Origin of the sequence: Rhizobium bangladeshense, from assembly GCF_017357245.1 — a bacterium.
In the GTDB taxonomy this organism is placed as follows: Bacteria; Pseudomonadota; Alphaproteobacteria; order Rhizobiales; family Rhizobiaceae; genus Rhizobium; species Rhizobium bangladeshense.
In genome coordinates this window covers 2,413,397-2,432,586 of record NZ_CP071612.1, presented here as the reverse complement: position 1 = coordinate 2,432,586, position 19,190 = coordinate 2,413,397, and the positions used below count along the sequence as shown (strand labels likewise).

Annotated in this window: 16 protein-coding genes and 1 riboswitch; of the genes, 10 read left to right on the top strand and 6 right to left on the bottom strand. The window is 60.8% G+C overall.

The window, feature by feature from the left end; all coding sequences use genetic code 11:
- Positions 1–12 precede the first annotated feature (12 nt).
- Together J2J98_RS11855 and J2J98_RS11850 are read right to left on the bottom strand one after the other, a co-directional pair.
- On the bottom strand, positions 13–594 hold the full coding sequence (locus tag J2J98_RS11855; protein WP_064705167.1) for a hypothetical protein: 582 nt from the start codon (positions 592–594) through the stop codon (positions 13–15).
- A 60-nt stretch (positions 595–654) separates the two neighbouring features.
- Entirely contained in the window at positions 655–2,532 is a 1,878-nt protein-coding gene (locus J2J98_RS11850; RefSeq protein WP_207603118.1) for a methyl-accepting chemotaxis protein, read from the bottom strand.
- A 305-nt stretch (positions 2,533–2,837) separates the two neighbouring features.
- Positions 2,838–3,024, top strand: a riboswitch (cobalamin riboswitch).
- Positions 3,025–3,066: 42 nt separating this feature from the next.
- Here J2J98_RS11850 and bluB point away from each other — a divergent pair.
- A complete protein-coding gene (gene bluB / locus J2J98_RS11845; protein WP_207601145.1) occupies positions 3,067–3,756 on the top strand; it encodes a 5,6-dimethylbenzimidazole synthase in 690 nt (229 codons plus the stop codon).
- A gap of 3 nt (positions 3,757–3,759) precedes the next feature.
- Here the strand turns inward: bluB and J2J98_RS11840 are convergent, their stop codons facing one another.
- Entirely contained in the window at positions 3,760–4,860 is a 1,101-nt protein-coding gene (locus tag J2J98_RS11840) for a DUF2865 domain-containing protein (RefSeq protein WP_207601144.1), read from the bottom strand.
- Between the two features lie 203 nt (positions 4,861–5,063).
- Positions 5,064–5,705, bottom strand: a complete 642-nt coding sequence (locus J2J98_RS11835) for a GntR family transcriptional regulator (protein WP_064705164.1) — start codon at positions 5,703–5,705, stop codon at positions 5,064–5,066.
- A 171-nt stretch (positions 5,706–5,876) separates the two neighbouring features.
- Here J2J98_RS11835 and J2J98_RS11830 point away from each other — a divergent pair, with 171 nt between their 5' ends.
- The 7 genes from J2J98_RS11830 (at position 5,877) to J2J98_RS11800 (ending at position 13,067) form a co-directional block, all read left to right on the top strand.
- On the top strand, positions 5,877–7,301 hold the full coding sequence (locus J2J98_RS11830) for a M20 family metallopeptidase (RefSeq protein ID WP_207601143.1): 1,425 nt from the start codon (positions 5,877–5,879) through the stop codon (positions 7,299–7,301).
- A complete protein-coding gene (locus tag J2J98_RS11825; protein WP_207601142.1) occupies positions 7,294–8,964 on the top strand; it encodes a M28 family peptidase in 1,671 nt (556 codons plus the stop codon). The genes J2J98_RS11830 and J2J98_RS11825 overlap by 8 nt, the downstream gene beginning before the upstream one ends.
- A gap of 56 nt (positions 8,965–9,020) precedes the next feature.
- Positions 9,021–9,875 (top strand): transporter substrate-binding domain-containing protein, encoded by an 855-nt coding sequence (locus J2J98_RS11820; protein WP_207601141.1) that lies wholly within the window; start codon positions 9,021–9,023, stop codon positions 9,873–9,875.
- 80 nt (positions 9,876–9,955) lie between these two features.
- Complete coding sequence (locus tag J2J98_RS11815) at positions 9,956–10,675, top strand: ABC transporter permease (RefSeq protein WP_207601140.1); 720 nt, start codon at positions 9,956–9,958, stop codon at positions 10,673–10,675.
- Complete coding sequence (locus tag J2J98_RS11810) at positions 10,675–11,415, top strand: ABC transporter permease (RefSeq protein ID WP_207601139.1); 741 nt, start codon at positions 10,675–10,677, stop codon at positions 11,413–11,415. The genes J2J98_RS11815 and J2J98_RS11810 overlap by 1 nt, the downstream gene beginning before the upstream one ends.
- Positions 11,412–12,179, top strand: a complete 768-nt coding sequence (locus J2J98_RS11805) for an ABC transporter ATP-binding protein (RefSeq protein ID WP_207601138.1) — start codon at positions 11,412–11,414, stop codon at positions 12,177–12,179. The genes J2J98_RS11810 and J2J98_RS11805 overlap by 4 nt, the downstream gene beginning before the upstream one ends.
- Before the next feature lie 30 nt (positions 12,180–12,209).
- The gene (locus J2J98_RS11800; protein WP_207601137.1) at positions 12,210–13,067 is read left to right on the top strand and encodes a transporter substrate-binding domain-containing protein; all 858 of its coding nucleotides are present in this window, start codon (positions 12,210–12,212) and stop codon (positions 13,065–13,067) included.
- A gap of 218 nt (positions 13,068–13,285) precedes the next feature.
- On the opposite strand, the gene J2J98_RS11795 is transcribed toward J2J98_RS11800, so the two are convergent.
- The gene (locus J2J98_RS11795; protein WP_064705157.1) at positions 13,286–15,598 is read right to left on the bottom strand and encodes an NADP-dependent malic enzyme; all 2,313 of its coding nucleotides are present in this window, start codon (positions 15,596–15,598) and stop codon (positions 13,286–13,288) included.
- Positions 15,599–15,834: 236 nt separating this feature from the next.
- Between J2J98_RS11795 and J2J98_RS11790 the strand changes: the two genes are divergently transcribed.
- Positions 15,835–17,274 carry an FAD-binding oxidoreductase gene (locus J2J98_RS11790; protein WP_207601136.1) on the top strand — a complete coding sequence of 480 codons (1,440 nt, stop codon included), beginning with the start codon at positions 15,835–15,837 and terminating at the stop codon, positions 17,272–17,274.
- A 113-nt stretch (positions 17,275–17,387) separates the two neighbouring features.
- Here the strand turns inward: J2J98_RS11790 and J2J98_RS11785 are convergent, their stop codons facing one another.
- Positions 17,388–18,137, bottom strand: a complete 750-nt coding sequence (locus J2J98_RS11785; protein WP_207603117.1) for a histidine phosphatase family protein — start codon at positions 18,135–18,137, stop codon at positions 17,388–17,390.
- Between the two features lie 173 nt (positions 18,138–18,310).
- Between J2J98_RS11785 and J2J98_RS11780 the strand changes: the two genes are divergently transcribed.
- On the top strand, positions 18,311–19,153 hold the full coding sequence (locus J2J98_RS11780; RefSeq protein WP_138395317.1) for a UDP-2,3-diacylglucosamine diphosphatase: 843 nt from the start codon (positions 18,311–18,313) through the stop codon (positions 19,151–19,153).
- Positions 19,154–19,190: the final 37 nt, after the last annotated feature.

Below are 19,190 nucleotides of genomic sequence, written 5' to 3'. Positions count from 1 at the left end.
TGTATAACGAAATCAGAGGGCGTCGACGTTCACGCCTATGGTGACGGCGCCGATCGGGGTTCCCGATTCGTCTGAGATAGTGATGCTCGCCTGCGACTGCAGTGTCTGGGTCGATTCGTCTTTTTCGATCTCATCGACGAAGATGGCATCCTTGCCGGCGCCGAAGGACTTCTGGAATTTCGCCTCGTCCCCCTGCCAGTAATCGGAGGTGACGTCGCTTTGGCCGACATTCAGCCCCTTTGCGTCCATGACGAAGATCTCGGTAATCTTGCCGCCCGAGGCTTCCTTTTTCGCCTGAAGGAATTTCGACAGCGCGTTGCCGAGCACGCCATCGATCATCGAGTGGTCGGAGCCATCGACCTCGGCGCGCCATTTCTTGTCGAGGGCGTCGATGTCGGCTTCGCTCAGATTGGCGTTCGCAGTATCCTGCGCCTTAATTGCCTCAATGACGGTGGGATCGTTCAGCCAGGGGTTCACCTCGCTCTTAACGTAATCGGCAATCGGGGCAAGCTTGGCATCCTCGGCCATCGATACGCCGATGGGTGCGACGAATGCGGCTGAGGCGAAAAGCAATGTGGTCACAACTCTCTTCATAACTGTTCCCTTCCTGTGATCAGTTGCTGAGAAATGGGGCTTATCGGGGCGAGGACGACATCAGAACTCCTCCCAGGCACTGGGAGAAGCGGCAATGGCTGCATTTCCGGCATGTCGTGGCACGATGGCTTTGGGTTCTGCACGATTTTGGCGGGCGCTCGGCCGGACGGGCCTTGGCTCGCCCGCCACGGTCGAGCCGACAACGAACCGGCCGGCCGAATCCTGCAGCTGGCGTCCCTGCAACAGCAGCTCCTGGCAGGCCGCGTTCGTTTCTTCGACCATCGCCGCGTTCTGCTGCGTCGCGTGATCCATCTGGTTGATCGCGCCGTTGATTTCCTGCAGACCGGTCGCCTGCTCGCGATAGGACTGAACGAGGGTAGCGATGCTGTCGCTGATGCGATTGATCTGCTCCTCGATCTTCAGGAGAGCATCACCGGTCTCGTTCACCAGCCCGACGCCGGCGGCAACCTCCCGGCCGGAAACGTTGATCAGGTTCTTGATTTCCTTTGCCGCGTTTGCCGAGCGCTGGGCGAGTTCACGAACCTCCTGTGCGACAACCGCAAAACCCTTGCCGGCCTCGCCGGCGCGCGCGGCCTCGACGCCGGCATTCAGCGCCAGCAGGTTCGTCTGGAATGCGATTTCGTCGATGACGCCGATGATGCGCCCGATCTGGCTGGAGGAGGTCTGGATCCGGTCCATCGCTCCGATCGCGTCGCGCACGACCGTCGCCGAGACGTGAGCACTTCGCTTGGTTTCCTCGACCAATTGTCCGGCATTTTCGGCCCGCTGCGACGAGGTCTTGACGGTCGTGGTCACTTGATCCAGTGCCGCAGCCGTCTGTTCCAGTGCTGCCGCCTGCTGTTCGGTCCGCTTGGCAAGCTGATCTGCGGAGGAGGCCAGTTCACTTGAACCGCCCTCAACCGCAACGGAAGCGATCTTTATCTCTGTCAGCGCGGCCGCGACGGCCTGGACCATGTTGTTGAAATCCTGGCGCAACTTGTCGAATTCAGGGCCTAGATCGGCAAGCTGAACCGAGAAGTCGCCGGCGGCCAGCTTTTCCAATGCGTTCGCAAGAGTGGTCATCACTAGCCGTTGCCTGTTGCCGGCTTCTTCCGTCAACAATGCATTGCGCGCCCGTTCGGCATCGAACGAGGCGCTCTGCTCGGCAGCGGCCTGCTCTCTTTCGACCTTTGCGATCGCCTCGTGACGGAAGACTTCCAGCGCACGCGCGAGAAAGCCGATTTCGTCGCCATTTTCCCTGTAGGCGACGGGGGAGGCGAGGTCGCCATTCTGCAACGCGCCAATTCGTTTGCTGAGGATCCTGAGGGGCCGGCCCACCAGGCTGCGCATGGCGAAAAGGAGAGCGATGACTGCGAAGGCAGTGATGACGGATTGGGTGAGCAGCGAAACGAGAACCTTCTGGCGGACTTCGGAAGCTATCTTTTCGACAGACCAGTTCGTAACGACGTAGCCGGTTGTCTTGCCGGACTTGTCCAGCGGCAGCGGCGCAATAATCGTGACCAGACCGGCGGACATTCCGTTGTCATCGACTGTCGTTTTGTCAGGTTTGGCGCTGAGGCGCGTCGCCAGGTCGGCCGGCGTCGGCAAACCGGAAATGCCGTCGCGCGTCCAGGTGTCGACGGCAGCAGGCTCCGCGTTGAATGCGGCAAATTGAACGAGATCGAGCGAGGGGTCGTCACGGTACAGCGAATAGGCTTCGCGAACGGCGTTCGCCTTGCCCCATTTCACGCCGCCGGCGGCCAGAGAGGCAAACTGTTCCGCATCCTTGGACCAGTTCGCCTTGGCGCTATCGATCAGCGCCCGGGTTTCATACATCCACGTATAGGTGGCGAAAGCGGAAATGCCGCATACATTGACGGCGACGATGATCACAGCCAGCTTGGCTGTCAGGGGCATGGTTTTCAAGAATTGGAACATCCGCGGAGCCTGGAATTGCGGCTCGGTCGACCATCTTTGCGACCGGCATATCTGCACGGCATCGACGCTGACGGTCACATCACGAGCGCTCATGCCCATGTCTGATTTGCGACCCAAAACGCGCAAAGGCAGTGTGGATTTGATGTATGAAGAAATCATAAAGTAGAGGAGGATGGGTAGGCACACAGAGGCTGTTCCTCCCGCAACCAAAAGATCGCCGATGCGGAGCTGTCTGCCCCTGATCAGCCGTCTGCGGTCGCGGTTCAGGGTCAGTCTGCCCGCACTTGCCGCCGCGCCGGTTTCCTGAAATAGATGCGCCGTCAGGTGCTCGCCCTGTGGGCGGGAGAATCGGGAATCCGGTGCAATGCCGGAACGTGCCCAACGCTGTAAGGCCGACGTCTGCCGCTTCATCGTGCCACTGGCTTTTGCCGGGAAGGCTGCGGCAGATGGATGAAGCCAAGTCAGAAGACCGGCCTGGCGAGATAGACCCAACCCGCGCGGACGGCGGGCGGTTGCGTTGTTGGGGATATGACGATGCGACCCTTTGATGTGGATGCCCTTTCGGCGGCATCCGGTTTTTCGCCGGCCGAGCGCGAGGCGGTGTATCACGCGATCATGACGCGACGTGACGTGCGCAGCCAGTTCCTGCCCGATCCCTTGCCCGACGACCTCGTGGCGCGGCTTCTGACAGCCGCGCATCATGCACCTTCGGTAGGCTTCATGCAGCCATGGAATTTCATTCTGGTCAAAAGTGCAGCCGTCCGCTCGCGCGTGCGCGACGCCTTTGCTGTGGCCAACGATGAGGCAGCGTCGATGTTTGAAGGTGAGCGGCGGCAGGCCTATCGATCCCTCAAGCTCGAAGGCATCGTGGAGGCGCCGCTCGGTATATGCGTGACCTGCGACCCCACTCGCGGCGGCAGCGTGGTGCTGGGACGGACGCACAATCGGCGGATGGATTCCTATTCGACCGTTTGCGCCATTCAGAATCTCTGGCTTGCCGGCCGCGCCGAGGGGGTCGGCATCGGCTGGGTCAGCATCTTCCGTGAAGGTGACCTGAAAACCATTCTCGGCATCCCCGAGCATATCGAAGTGGTCGCCTGGCTCTGCGCCGGCTTTGTCGACCGGCTATATGAGGAACCGGAACTCTCGATCAAAGGCTGGCGGCAGCGGCTGCCGCTCGAGGAACTGGTTTTCCACGACGGATGGGGACGCAACGACCCCTAGCAGTTACTGCTGTTGCGGTTGTGGGCCCGGCGTTGCCGGATTGGCAAGATCGATCGAGCCCTGGTCGCCTGCAAGGAATTGCGGGCCGACCTGACGGATCTTGTTCCGGGTGGGGTCGTAGGGACGCTCGGGAACGGATGGTTGCTGCGAGGCTGCTGCTGCTGCAGTGTCCTTCGCCGGGGGGGTGGTGCGGATCGTTGTGATCGAACCCTGCTGCGGCGGCTCGCTTAGGGCCTGCTTGCCACGCATCTCCTCGTAATAGGCGGTGAGATTGCAGGCGCAGGAATTTTTCTCGCCAGGCGCGCGGTTCTTGTAAGCGAAGGCGTTCTTCATGGCGCTGTAGGGAGCGCCCGTCGCGACCGAGATCATGTTCGAGGCCTCGGTACTGGTCACGTCGCGATAGAAGAGTTCTGTCTCGATGCCAGGGCACATTTTGGCGCAGGTCTGGGCATCCCGGCCGAAATCGACTGAGGTGGTGTTCGAGCTGATCGGGAAGAAGCCGCCGTCGCAGCTGCGAACGCAGATGGTGCTGACCGGCGAAAACATTTCAGCCCTCGGCAGGCCGTAACGCGGATCGGCCTCTTCACCGCTACCGAGCGCGATGAAGGTGTCGGTGCGCATCGCCTGTTCTTCGACGCTTGGGGCGGCCTCGCTGGCGCTGCGCTCTGTCGGCGCATAGAAATTTTCGCTGTTGCAGCCATTGCGTTCGAGCGCAGCCGTCAATTCACGGCGCGCGCCGTCATCGCCGCCGGCTTGGCTGCGCAGCTCGTTGCGGCGCTCCTGGAGATAACGGATATTGTCGATCATCCGGGCTTCGGCGTCTGAGAGCTCGGCGCAAAAATCGGCATTCTCGCCGCCGATCACGAGCATGCTGCCCGAGGTGCAGCCGTAGCTGCGCAGATCGTTGCGGACCTTGCGCAGCTCGAGGTTCTGCTCGGCGATTGCGCTGGCATATTGGCGCGCTTCCGGACCGTTGCCGTTGCCGATCGACCGCGGCAGATCGGCAAGACGACCGCGCAGGTCGTTGCAGACGGCGCTGGACTGCGCGGCGGCGGGCGATGCCAACGCAAGAAGAAATGCAAGAGACAGGTTTCGGCGTTTCACGACTCGTCCCGGAATAAGCAATCGGTGGGGTATCGAATGCGACGTCACCCCGTGCGTTTCATAGCTCATTTCTCTTAATAAGCTCAGAGGATTTCTTAGCGTATTTTCGCGATCTTATCCAGCAGAGCGCCTGGCGCTCGTCGCTCCAGCTATTCCGATTATGCCTAAGTTCCAGCGACAGCTGACGGCGTCATTGAGGCCGATCAGCCTTGAAGAATGTGCCTGCGCGTCAGCTCCATCAGGCCATCGGTGTCGCGTTTCTCTATCGCGTCGACCATCTGCTGATGTTCGCGGCCGGATTGCTCTATGCGGGCGCGCGTTCGCCACTGCGACACCGGCGCGGAAGACGTCCGCTGCCGAATTTCCGTGATCAGTTCCACGAGTTCCTGGTTGCCGGCGAGAGCAAGCAGATGGCGATGGAAGGCGAGATTGGCTTCGTAAAGTTCAAGCATGGTGCCGTTCAGCACAAGATCGTCGAAGCGTAAAGCCAGAACCCGCAAATTTGCAATATCGGCCTCGCTCGCATTCGCGATGATGCGGTCGCTGACGGCCACTTCGAGGATGACGCGAATGTCGCTAACCTCCTGAGCGCGGCGCCCGTCCTGCTCATGGACGTGATAACCGCGATTGGGGATATGCTCCACCAGTCGCTTCTGCACCAGTCTGTCGAGAGCCCTGCGAACCTCGGGCCGTGTACAGTTATACCGCCTCTCGAGATCGATCTGCTTCAACCAGGTTCCGGGCGGGAGGCGACCGGCAAGGATATCCTGGAGAATGAGTTCGGTCACATCGATGGCTTGCGGCTCTTGTGCTTGCGCTGTCGCGTCGCCTTCCAGCGAAATCATTCAATTCTCCCAGCCCGATTTCGGCGATGACTATCATAGCTCTGCCTCGGCCAACAACGAGGCGACATCGGCATCGAAAAATATTCATGCTCATGCCTTGCGCGCCTGATGCAATTGGAGCATAAATTGGCGCCAATTTGATTACCACTTTATAAGGCGGATTGTAAATCCATGCAGAATTCAGATGCCGTTTGGGAAATCGTCGAGAGAAAGCGCACGGCGTTCTTCGAGTTGAGCGATCGCATCTGGGATATTCCCGAGATCAATTACCTGGAACATCAATCTGCCGAAGAGCACGCCCGCATGCTGGAAAGCGAAGGTTTCCGTGTCGAGCGCGGCATTGCCGGGTTGCCGACGGCGGTCATGGGAGAGGCAGGCGAGGGTGGGCCGGTCATCGCGATCCTTGGCGAGTTCGATGCGCTGCCGGGTTTGAGCCAGGTGGCCGGTATTGCCGAGCAGCGCCCCTTGGTCGACGGCGGCAATGGCCACGGCTGCGGCCATAATATGCTAGGCGCCGGATCCATGCTCGCTGCCGCCGCGGTAAAGGATTTCCTCGCAAAAAGTGGTTTGAAGGGAAGGGTGCGCTATTACGGCTGCCCAGCCGAGGAAGGCGGCTCTTCGAAGGGTTTCATGGTGCGCGCCGGCGTTTTCGACGACGTCGATATCGCCATCTCCTGGCATCCCGCAGCCTTTGCCGGCGTCAACAACCCCATTTCGCTCGCCTGCAATGAGATCAACTTCCATTTTTCCGGGAGGGCGTCGCATGCCTCCGCCACGCCACACCTCGGCCGCAGCGCTCTCGATGCGGTGGAGTTGATGAATGTCGGCGTGAACTATATGCGCGAGCACATGCCTTCGACCGCGCGCATCCACTACGCCATCACTGACGCTGGTGGCGGGGCGCCTAACGTCGTGCAGGCGCGCGCGACGGTACGCTATCTCGTCCGTGCAAGGACTTTGCCGGAGCTCCTGTCTCTGGTCGCCCGCGTCAAAAAAGTTGCCGAAGGTGCGGCCCTGATGACCGAGACGATCGTCCGCAGTGAGATCGTCAGCGGCGATGCCAATCTCGTCGGCAATACACCCCTTGAAGAGTGCATGTTCGCCCATCTGCAGCGGCTTGGCCCGCCCCCATTCGATGATGCCGACCGGGCGGCAGCCCGCAAGTTCCAGCAGACCTTCAATGCAGAAGATATCGCCGCGTCCTATGGTCGTTTTGCGCTGAAACCGAAGGAGGGGCAGGCGCTCTGCGAGGAGATATTTCCTTTGAATGCCGGTGACGGCACACTGGTCGGCTCCACCGATGTCGGAACCGTCAGCTGGGTGGTGCCAACCGTGCAGATGCGAGGCGCTACCTATGCCATCGGCACGCCCGGACATTCCTGGCAGCTGGTTGCGCAAGGCAAACTGCCGGCTGCACACAAGGGAACCGAACACGCCGCCAAGGTGATGGCGAGCACGGCCGTCGATCTCATCTGTAATCCCCGATTGATCGAAGCTGCCAAAGCCGATCACAGAGCGCGACTTGAGCGTACGCCGTTCGTCAATCCGATCCCGGATGACGTCGAGCCGCCATTGCCGGAGAAGGCTGATGCCTAACCCGGACTTTCAGCCCGATCCTGAACGCCTGATGGCCCATATCCGCGAGTTCGCCCGTCGGGTGAAATTGTCCGGAACGCCGGAGGAACTCGAGAGCTTTCATTATCTTCAGGCGCAGATGGAGAGCTACGGATACAGGACGCAGTTGCTGTCGCATGATGCGTTCATCAGCTTGCCCGGTCCTGCGAAGGTCGAGGTCAAAGGCGAAAGTCTCCGTTGTATTACCCATTCCATGTCGGTTTCCACAGCGGGCATAAGGGGCGACCTCGCATATGTCGGCGAAGGCAAGGAAGCCGATTTTTTTGGCAGGGACCTGGCCGGCAAGATCGTCCTAATCGACGGAATTGCGACGGAGGAAGTCGCCGTATTGGCGAGCGCGGCCGGCGCTGTCGGCGAGATTCATGTGAGCCCGAATGAGCATCTCTACGAGATGTGCGTGTCGCCCGTCTGGGGCAGCCCATCGCAACACACGCGCGCCCACCTGCCGAAGACCGTGATCTGCACCATTGCCTCGGAAGATGGGGTGCGCCTGCGCGAAAGGCTCGCGCGCGGCGAAAGGGTGCGGGCGACGCTGACGGCAGAGGTCGATACCGGCTGGCGCAAGACGCCGCTTCTTGTCGCCGAACTTCAGCCGTCAGGCGAGGACAAACCATTCGTGCTGTTTTCAGGCCATCATGACACCTGGCATTTCGGCGTCATGGACAATGGAGGCGCGAACGCGACCATGCTGGAGGCGGCGCGCCTGCTGGCCCTTCATGCAGGTGATTGGCGACGCGGCTTGCGCATCTGCTTCTGGTCAGGCCATTCGCACGGCCGCTATTCCGGCTCGGCATGGTATGCGGACGAATTTTTCGACGAACTCGATCGCCGTTGCGCCGTGCATGTCAATGTCGATTCCACGGGCGGCGAGGGTGCGACCGTTCTCACCAATTCCGCTGTCATCGATGAACTGAGGCCGCTGGCGCTAGATGTAATCGAGAGGGTAACCGGACAAAAGCATGCCGGCAGACGGCATGGCCGAGCCGCGGATCAGTCATTCTGGGGAGTCGGAATCCCCTCGATGTTCGGCAGCCTCAGCCATCAGCCGCCGGGGCCCATCAAGACCCTGACGGCGCTTGGTTGGTGGTGGCACACGCCGCATGACACGGCAGAGCATATCGATCCTGACAATCTCAGCCGAGATACGCGGATCGTGCTTGACGTGCTTTGGCGCTTGCTGACCTCTCCGCTCCTGCCATTTGACTATACCGTCTACGCGCAGGCTCTCAGCCAACAAGTCGCGAAACTGCAGGCTGAGCTTTCCGGGCGCATCGACATTTCGGCTCTCGCAAACGCAGTCGAGGAGTTGAGCAACAGCGCGAAAGCCGTATTGGAGACGACGGACCTGTCTCCGGCAAAGACGGCGCGTGTGAACGCGTCGCTGATGCGCGCCGGTCGCCAGCTCGTGCCGCTGAATTATACGAGCGGCGAGCGCTTTCATCATGATCCCGCCCTTCCGCACCCGGCCTGGCCGGCGTTGGACGGGCTGCGAGCGTTGGCGGCGCAGCCCGTGGGATCGCCGGATATGCCTTTTTACGCTGTCCATGCCCGCCAGACGAGAAATCGCCTGGTCCACGGGGTGAGGGAAGCCAACGCAGCTTTGCGTGCGGCCCTGGAGGACTGACGCAGCCATACTGCAGAACAAACAAGCGGTCATTTGGCCGAAAAAGGGGAACAGAAATGAAGAATAGAAATTTGCTTGCCGCTCTGTTCGGCGCCATTGCCGTCCTGACTTCGTCCGCTGCCGGCGCCAAGGACTGGACGCATGTCAAGGTCGGCATCGAAGGCGCATTTCCCCCCTGGAACCTCATGGATTCCAGCGGCAAGCTGGCAGGCTTCGATGTCGATCTCATCAACGACCTCTGCAAGCGCGCCAAAGTCGGCTGTGAACTCATATCCGGCGAATGGAATGCAATGATCCCCAGTCTCAATGCCGGCAAATTCGATCTGGTGATGACCCTCGGCATCAACGAGAAGCGCAAGCAGGTGGTCGATTTCACTGTACCCTACGCCAGCGGGGTCGCAAGCTTCCTGCTTCTGAGGGACGGGCCGGTATCTTCTCTGCCGATGACCGGCGAACGGCTGAATTTGAACGACAAGTCCAAGGCCGATCCGGTGATGGCCGAAATCGGCAAGGCCCTCAATGGCAAGACCGTCGGCGTCGTACAGTCGACCAGCCAAGAGCAGTTGATCAACGCCTATTTCGGGTCCGATGTAACGGTGCGCGCCTACAAGAATTCCGGCGAGCGTGACCTCGATCTGAAGGCTGGGCGCATCGATGCTGGTTTCGACAGCGGTGTTTACGGAACCTCCGTGCTCGGGAAGCCTGGCAATGACGGTCTGATGATGTCAGGCCCGCTGGTGAAAGGCGCGATGCTAGCTACCGAAGTCGCACTCGGCATGCGCAAGGGCGAGACCGATCTGAAGGCCAAATTCGATGACGCAATCAGGCAGGCCGCCAAGGATGGCACGATCAAGCAGCTCTCTGAAAAATGGAGCAAGATCGACCTGACACCGACGTTCGACGTCCGCTAAGCGCCCTTTCGGCGCATCATGCCAACTGAGGCTATGACAATGTCAGTCGCTGCAAGAATAAGCTCTCCCGGGGCGGCGCCATGAGCCAGCCGGGTCTTTTTGAGCTTGCCGGCTTCGGTCCGGATGGCTGGGGGCATGCTCTTCTGGCCGGAGCGTGGATGACCATCCTCGTTGCAATCGCCGGCTATGCCGTCGGCGCCTGTATCGGGACGCTTGGGGCATGGGCGAAGATTGCCGGCAATGGCTTTGCTCGAGCAACCGCTGATGCTTATACGACCGTGTTGCGGGGCATTCCCGACCTGTTGGTCATCTACCTCTTCTATTTCGGCGGCAGCGCCGTGGTCACGGCGGTCGGCAGACTTTTCGGTGCCGAAGGCTTCCTCGGCTTCCCGGGCTTTCTTGCCGGTTCCCTTGCCGTGGGCGTCACCTCCGGCGCCCAGTTTACGGAGGTGCTGCGAGGCGGGTTCAAGGCGGTCCACCCGGGTGAGATCGAGGCGGCCATCGCCTGCGGCATGCCGCGCTGGCTTCGTCTGCGGCGGATCATTGCGCCGCTGACGCTGCGTCACGCGCTTCCTGGTCTCGGCAATGTCTGGCAGGTCGTCCTGAAGGAGTCGGCATTGGTATCGATCACAGGCGTTGCCGAACTCCTGCGCCAGGCCCAGGTCGGCGCGGGATCGACCGGGCTCCCATTCGATTTCTACCTGATCGCCGGCGCGATCTACCTGATGATCTCGACAGTTTCGAGCCTCATCATCCAGCAGGCGGAGCGGCGCCTGTCGCGCGGCGTGAGGAGGGATTGATGGACTGGCAGTTTCTCAAGGAAACATTTCTGAGCCTGGTCTCTGCAATTCCGTTGACGATCGAGCTTGCCGTGACATCGATCTGCCTTGGGGCCATTCTGGCACTCTTGCTGGCGCTTGCCCGCCTCTCCGGCGTCGTCGCTCTGGATTGGTTCGCACGGCTCTATGTCTTCATCTTCCGCGGCACGCCGCTGTTGGTGCAGATATTTCTCATCTATTACGGGCTTGGCCAGTTTCCGGCCATACGGCACAGCGTCTTCTGGCCGTTTCTCCGCGATCCTTACTGGTGTGCGGTTCTGGCGCTTACCTTGAATACCGCGGCCTACGCCAGTGAAATCATTCGGGGCGGGCTGCTCTCGGTGCCGCACGGTCAAATCGAGGCTGCTCGCGCCTGCGGCATGCATCGCATTCTTATGTTTCGCCGAATTATCTTGCCACTCGCAATCCGCCAAGCATTGCCCGGATACGGCAACGAAATGATATCGATGGTCAAGGCGACGTCGCTCGCCTCGATCATTACGCTGATGGAGGTAACGGGCGTTGCCGCCAAGATCATCTCCGAGACCTATCGGGCAATTGAGGTCTTCGTCGTCTCCGGGGCCATCTATCTCGCCCTCAATTTCTTGCTGACGCGTCTCATTCAATTCGCCGAATACAGGCTTAGCCCGCATCTGCGCGCTCCTCTTCCCGTCACCCGAGAGAGTGCCGCCACGACGACCCCTGCAGGAGAACATCGATGACGGCTACACCAATCGCACTCAGCGTGCGCGAAATGCACAAGAGCTTCGGACCTATTGAGGTCATCCGGGGCATCTCCCTTGACGCTTTGGAGGGCGATGTCGTCTCCATTGTCGGTTCGTCGGGCTCCGGGAAATCGACGTTCCTGCGTTGCATCAATCTGCTCGAAACGCCGGACTCCGGCGAAGTGACCGTCGCCGGCGAAACGATCTCGATGCAGCGCAATGCCGACGGCGTGCACCGCGCGGCGGATAGAAAGCAGGTCGATCGTATTCGCTCCCAGCTTGGAATGGTGTTCCAGAACTTCAACCTCTGGTCTCACAAGACGGTCATCGAGAATCTTATCGAGGCGCCTATCCATGTTCAGCGCCGCTCGCGCGCCGAATGCATAGAGGAAGCCGAAGCGTTGCTCGCCAAAGTCGGTATTGCCGATAAACGCAATTTCTATCCCGCACATCTCTCCGGTGGCCAGCAGCAGCGCGCCGCCATTGCCCGCGCGCTCGCCATGCATCCAAAAGTGATGCTCTTCGATGAGCCGACATCGGCACTCGATCCGGAGCTTGTAGGGGAGGTTCTGCGCGTCATGCGCGCCTTGGCCGAGGAAGGACGCACCATGCTGGTCGTCACACATGAGATGGGATTCGCCCGCGACGTCTCCAGCCGCGTCGTCTTTTTACACAAGGGTGTGGTCGAGGAAGAGGGCAAGCCCCAGGATGTCTTCTCGAACTCGAAGTCGGAGCGCTTCCGACAGTTCATCAATCAATAATTCATCAGCTCAAACAAGGGGAACTCAAACATGAAATACCTGACTGCAATTATGACCGCGATCGGTATGATCGCTGCCTTGGCCGTTTCGACGGCGGTACGCGCCGAGGAGAAGAAATGGACGCATGTGACGATTGCGACCGAGGGAGCCTTTCGGCCGTGGAACTTCACCAAGGCCGACGGTAGCCTTGACGGTTACGAAATCGAGCTGATCAAGTATCTTTGCGCCCATATGAAGATCGAATGCACGACCGTAATCCAGCCTTTTGACGGCATGATCCCGGCCCTCAATGCCGGCAAGTTCGACGTAATCATTTCGGGGATGTCTGCAACCGCCAAGCGCGAGGAGGTTATCGCTTTCAGCGATTCCTACGGCACGACGGGTCAGACCTTTGCTGCATTGAAAGACTCTCCGGTTGCCAATTTGCCTTTGAAGGGCGAGGTATTTTCGCTCGCAACGGACGAGGCCGGCGCTGTCGCCGCGCTGAAGCAGATAGAGCCGTTGCTCAAGGGCAAGACAATCGGCGTGCAGACTGCATCGATCGCTGCAGCCTTCCTCGACAAATATTTAAAGGGTGTCGTCGATGTCCGTGAGTACAAGACGACGGAACAGCATGATCTTGATCTGAAGGCCGGTCGCGTCGACCTCGTCATGGCGTCGATGGCATATCTCTCGACCGCGGCGGCAAAGCCGGGCAACGAGGATTTGATCGTCACAGGCCCTCGGTTCCAGGGCGGCATGCTCGGGCGAGGGAGCTCGGTTGGCTTGCGTAAGGAGGATACGAATCTGAAAGCTATGTTTAACGACGCGATCGCAGCAGCCAAGGCGGACGGCACGATCGTCAACCTATCGCAGAAGTGGTTCGGCTTCGACGTTACGCCGAGGTGAAATGCGGCTGGATTCTCCCGGCTCAGAGTTCGTGGACTTCACGAAGCCCTTGAAACCTTGATCTTCAAGGGCTTCAAAGAGCTTGGCGGCGCAACTGAACGAGCCGGCGCGTGCCGCCGAATCTCGTTGCAGCGGATCGAACAGCGGTTCTCGGTGCTTACTCTTCACGACAGCGGTGCTCGCTTCGAAACACCGCCGCGAATTGGGCCAACATCGCTTTACGCCGGCTGCGATGCCTCGACGACGGCGAGTGCGGCCATGTTGACCACACCGCGTGAAGTCACAGACGGAGCAAGAATGTGAGCGGGCATGGCGGTGCCAAGCAGGATCGGGCCGACATGCAGTCCGTCGGTCATCGACTTCACCACACCGAAGGTGATGTTGGCGGCGTCGAGGTTAGGGAAGACGAGCAGGTTCGCCTCGTCGTGCAGCGTTGTATCCGGCATGACGCGCTTGCGCAGCGCTTCGGTGATGGCGCTTTCGCCGTGCATTTCGCCGTCGACCTCGAGGTCGGGGGCTGTTTCGCGAACGAGCTGCAGGGCATTTCGCATCTTCGTCGCGCTTTCGGACTCGCGCGAGCCGAAGTTGGAGTGCGAGACGAGGGCGGCTCGCGGAGTGATGCCGAAGCGGCGGATTTCCTCCGCCGCAAGCACGGTTGCTTCGGCAACTTCCTCTGCGCTCGGATTGAAGGTGACGTAGGTATCCGTGAAGAAAGTGGCGCCGCGCTGCGAGATCATCAGGCTGAGGGCTGAGAAATCGCGGACATCCTTTCGCTTGCCGATGATCTGGCGGACGTCGCGCAGGTGCTTCTCGTAGCGGCCTTCGAGGCCGCAGATCAGCGCATCGGCCTCGCCGCGCCTCAGCGCCAGCGCGCCGATGACGGTCGTGTTGGTACGCACGATAGTACGGGCGGCTTCCGGGATGACACCACGCCGGCCGACCAGTGAGAAATACAGATCGACATATTCCCGGAAACGCGGATCGTCTTCCGGATTGATGACCTCGAAATCCTGCAGCGGCCGGATGCGCAGACCGTAGCGCTTGAGACGCGTTTCGATGACCTGCGGACGACCGATCAGGATCGGCTTGGCCAAGCCTTCTTCGAGCAGCACCTGGGCAGCGCGCAGCACGCGCTCGTCCTCGCCTTCGGAGAATATGACGCGTTTGCGCTCCGCGGCCTTTGCCGCAGTGAAGATCGGCTTCATGACGAAGCCGGAGCGGAAGACGAAGCGATTCAGCTGGTCGAGGTAGGCGTCGAAATCCTGGATCGGGCGGCGGGCCACACCGCTCTGTTCGGCGGCTTTCGCAACCGCAGGGGCGATGCGCAGGATGAGGCGCGGATCGAAGGGCGAGGGGATCAGGTAATCGGGACCGAAGACCGGCGTTTCGCCGGAATAGGCGCGGGCGGCGACGTCGGACGGCTCCTCGCGGGCGAGAGCTGCAATGGCGCGCACGGCCGCCATCTTCATTTCTTCGTTGATCGTCTCCGCGCCGCAATCGAGGGCGCCGCGGAAGATATAGGGGAAGCACAGGACGTTGTTGACCTGGTTAGCGAAATCCGAGCGGCCTGTGCAGATCATCGCATCCGGACGGGCGGCGCGGGCGAGATCCGGCATGATCTCCGGCGTCGGATTGGCAAGCGCCATGATCAGCGGCTTGTCCGCCATCTGCGCCAGCAGCTCCGGCTTCAGCACGCCCGCGGCGGAAAGGCCGAGGAAAACATCCGCGCCGCCGATATTTTCGGCGAGGGTGCGGGTGTCGCTCTTCTGTGCATAAACGGACTTCCATTCGTCCATCAGCTCGGTGCGGCCCTCATAGACGAGGCCTTCGATGTCATGGACCCAGATGTTTTCGCGCTTGGCGCCGAGCGTGACCAGCAGATTGAGGCAGGCCAGCGCCGCGGCCCCCGCGCCCGAGGCGACGATCTTGACGTTATCGATGGACTTGCCAGCCAGCTCCAGCCCGTTCAGGATCGCGGCGGCGACGATGATCGCCGTGCCGTGCTGGTCGTCGTGGAAGACCGGGATTTTCATCTTCTCGCGCAGGCGCCGCTCGACCTCGAAACATTCCGGCGCCTTGATGTCTTCGAGGTTGATGCCGCCGAAGGTCGGCTCCAGCGACGAAACCGTCGAGACCATCTGATCGACGCTTGCGGCGTCGATCTCGATGTCGAAAACATCTATGCCGGCGAATTTCTTGAAGAGCACGGCTTTCCCCTCCATGACCGGCTTCGAAGCCAGGGGGCCGATATTGCCGAGGCCGAGCACGGCGGTGCCGTTGGAAATGACAGCGACGAGATTGGCGCGGGACGTGTAGTCGGCAGCCGTTTCAGGATTGTCGCGAATGGCGAGGCAGGGAGCGGCGACGCCCGGCGAATAGGCAAGTGCGAGGTCGCGCTGGTTGCCGAGCGGCTTGGTCGCCTGGATCTCCAGCTTGCCGGGGCGGGGGTAGCGATGGAAGAACAGCGCCTGCTCGTCGAGATCGCCGCCCGGCAGGTTCTTGTCCGTCTTGGATTTTTCCTGGTGATCCATTGCCGCCTCCGTGCACGTCTTTTTCTGAAGATCCCTCCATACATCAATCGGATCGTGGGGACAGTATGGAAATGAGGGTGGGAGAAGTTTTCGTCGAGACGGCGTGTCCCATGACACTACGCGGCAGATCTACCGCCATCGCCGGTACTAATCCTTTTGGAAACTTGTTTGACACCCCTTGCAAGCGCAAGATGCCGGCCGCGACGGTGCGGGGCGCCGGTCGCATGGAGGAAATCATGGACAATTTGAACCTGACGACCCTGCAACGGGGTCAGACGATGGTCAATGACGTGGCCATGGATGCGTTTGCCGCCGGCTTTCGCGGCAGTCTCCTGACCAGCAAAGACATGGATTACAACGAGGCGCGGACGATCTGGAACGCAATGATCGATCGCCGGCCGGGCCTGATCGCGCGGTGCGCGGGAGCGGCCGATGTCGTGCGCGCTGTGCGCTTTGCGCGCGACAACGATCTGCTCGTTTCGGTGCGCGGCGGTGGGCACGGCATTGCCGGCAATGCGGTTTGCGAGGGTGGTGTCGTCATCGATCTGTCGCCGATGAAATCGGTGCGGGTAGATATCGAGACACGCCGCGCCAGGGTCGAGCCAGGCGCCACGCTCGGCGACGTCGACAAGGAAACGCTGGCCTTCGGGCTGGTGCTGCCGACCGGCATCAATTCCACGACCGGCATTGCCGGCCTGACGCTCGGTGGCGGTTTCGGCTGGTTAACCCGCAAATTCGGGCTGACGCTGGATAATCTGATTTCGGTCGATGTGGTGACCGCCGAGGGCGAGCTGGTCAACGCGAGCGAGACGGAAAGGCCGGATCTGTTCTGGGCACTGCGCGGCGGCGGCGGCAATTTCGGCGTCGTCACCTCCTTCGAATTCCAGCTCAACCCGCTCCATCCTGAAGTTTTCGCCGGATTGGTCGTACATCCCTTCGCCGACGCGGAAAAAGTGCTTCGGGAGTATCGGCAGGCGCTGGAAGCAGCACCCGACGAGCTGACCTGCTGGATGGTGATGCGCCAGGCGCCGCCGCTGCCGTTCCTGCCGGCCGAGTGGCACGGCAAGGAGGTCGTGGTGCTCGCCATGTGCTATTGCGGAAACGTTGCGGCCGGCGAAAAGGCTGCGGCCAGATTGCGTGGGATCGGAAAGCCGATTGCCGACATCGTCGGCCCAATGCCGTTTGTTGGCTGGCAGCAGGCATTCGATCCGCTGCTGACACCAGGGGCGCGCAACTACTGGAAGAGCCAGGACTTCGCGTCGCTTTCGGATGCGGCGATCGGCTTGCTTCTGGACGCCGTGCGCGGACTGCCAGGACCCGAATGCGAAATATTCATCGGCCATGTCGGTGGGGCCGCCGGCCGTGTGCCGACCGAAGCCACCGCATTTCCGCAGCGCAGTTCGCATTTCGTCATGAATGTGCACGCGCGCTGGCGGGAAACCGGGATGGACGCAGGCTGCATTGGCTGGGCGCGTGAACTCTTCGAAGCCACCAAGCCGCATGCTGTGGGCACCGCCTATATCAACTTCATGCCCGAAGACGAGGTCGACCGGGTCGAAATGGCTTACGGGGCCAATTATGCGCGTCTTTCCGAAATCAAGCTGCGCTACGATCCGAACAATCTGTTCCGGATGAACCAGAATGTGAAGCCGATGGCGGCGGAGCAGGCTGCGTGAAGTTGAAGTAGGGCGGGAGGGGTTGAGTTGGCGCTGACCGTGGCGGACATGGACGTTTTCGCGGATGAAACGATGAATTGGAGAAGGACGGTGCGGCCTCGTTGGGGAGGGGTTTATCCACCGCCCTTCGGCGTTATCGTCACATCAGCGCCATAGGCATCGCGCAATTCGCTCTCCTGTCCCGGCTCCCGGTCGCAGGCCTGGTGCAGCAGGATTGATTGGTAGCCGTGGGAGCGGGTTCCCTCGATCAGCGTGACGTCGGCGTTTCCGGGATTGTCGGAGCGCTCGAACCAGTCGACCGAATGGTGGAGAAAATTCATTTCCACCGCGCGGTTGGTGACGCCATGGCCGACGATCGCTACGTTGTCGTCGTCATGTTCGGCGTCGCGCATGACCGTCTGGAGAAAGAGACGCACCCGCTGCGCCACGTCCGCCCGGCTTTCGCCGTCCGGCGGCCGCGCGTAGAATTTCCCGCTGTTATTGCGCAGTCTTGCCCATTTTTCGAATTCCTCGGGGAATTTCTGCTTCCGCTCCGCGTGATCATAGATCTCGGTGAAGAGACCGAAATCCTGCTCGCGGAGGAGATAATCTTCCCTGATGTCGCCGACAAAGCTTTCCGGCAGGGCTTCGAGCAGCGCATCCTTGCTCTGGCGTGTCCTTAAAAACGGGGAATACCAGATGTGGAGCTTGCCTCGACGTGCGCTCGGCAATGCTCTCAGGAAGGAAGCAATCGCACCGCCAGCCTCTGACGCCTGCCGGTAGCCCCACTGCGTCAGCGGCACATTGTGATCGCCGAATTGGCGGTAGGCCTGCTCGTTGATGTTGCCAAGGGACTCGCCGTGACGAACAAGGAAGAGACGCATCAGCCAACCCGCAGTGTCGAATGTGGAATCGCCATCATCATGAACGTGCCGGATGAACAGGGCAACATTGCCGGCGGACGATAGCGCTCGCGCAATGAACGGGTTTGCGAGGCTTTTCCCCACCTTGTCATCTTCCTGAAACACGAGTCTGGTTTTGGAAGGCTAGATGAAAGATGGGGCATGAGCGGCAGCTCGTGATAGACATGATGGAACCCAGACATTTCCGCACGCTCTTCATTTCCGATGTCCATCTCGGCTCGAAGGCCGCGAAGGCCGATTTTCTGCTGGATTTCCTGCGATACCACGAGGCAGATACGATCGTCCTCGTCGGCGATATCGTCGACGGCTGGCGCCTGAAGCGCAGCTGGTACTGGCCGCAGGTCTGCAACGATGTCGTCCAGAAATTGTTGCGCAAGGCGCGCAAGGGCACCCGCGTCGTCTATATCCCAGGCAATCACGACGAATTTCTGCGCGACTTCCCGGGCATGCATTTCGGCGGCATCGAGGTGGTCGAGCGCATGATGCATGACGGTGCGGACGGCAAGAAATACCTGATCCTGCACGGCGACGAGTTCGATGTCGTCGTCCGCAACGCCCGTCTGCTCGCCTATCTCGGCGACTGGGCCTATGATACGGCCATCCGCATCAATATCCTGCTCGCGGCCGTACGCCGCCGCCTCGGCATGCCCTATTGGTCGTTTTCCGCCTGGGCAAAGCTGCAGGTCAAGCACGCGGTCAATTTCATCGGTGAGTTCGAGCGCGTCGTGGCCGAGGAGGCTCGCAAGAGCGGTGCCGAGGGCGTGATCTGCGGCCACATCCACCACGCCGTCATCCAGGATATGGACGGCATACGCTACATCAACACCGGCGACTGGGTGGAAAGCTGCACCGCGGTCGCCGAACATGCGGACGGCACCTTCGAACTGATCACTTGGCGGGCACTCACCAGCGCCGTACCGGCGCTTGCAGCCGTCGAGCGTTCCGAAGAGGCGGAACTCGCCCCGCAGGCGGCGTGATTTTTGCGCCGTCGCAGCCGCGGCGGCTCTCCAGCAG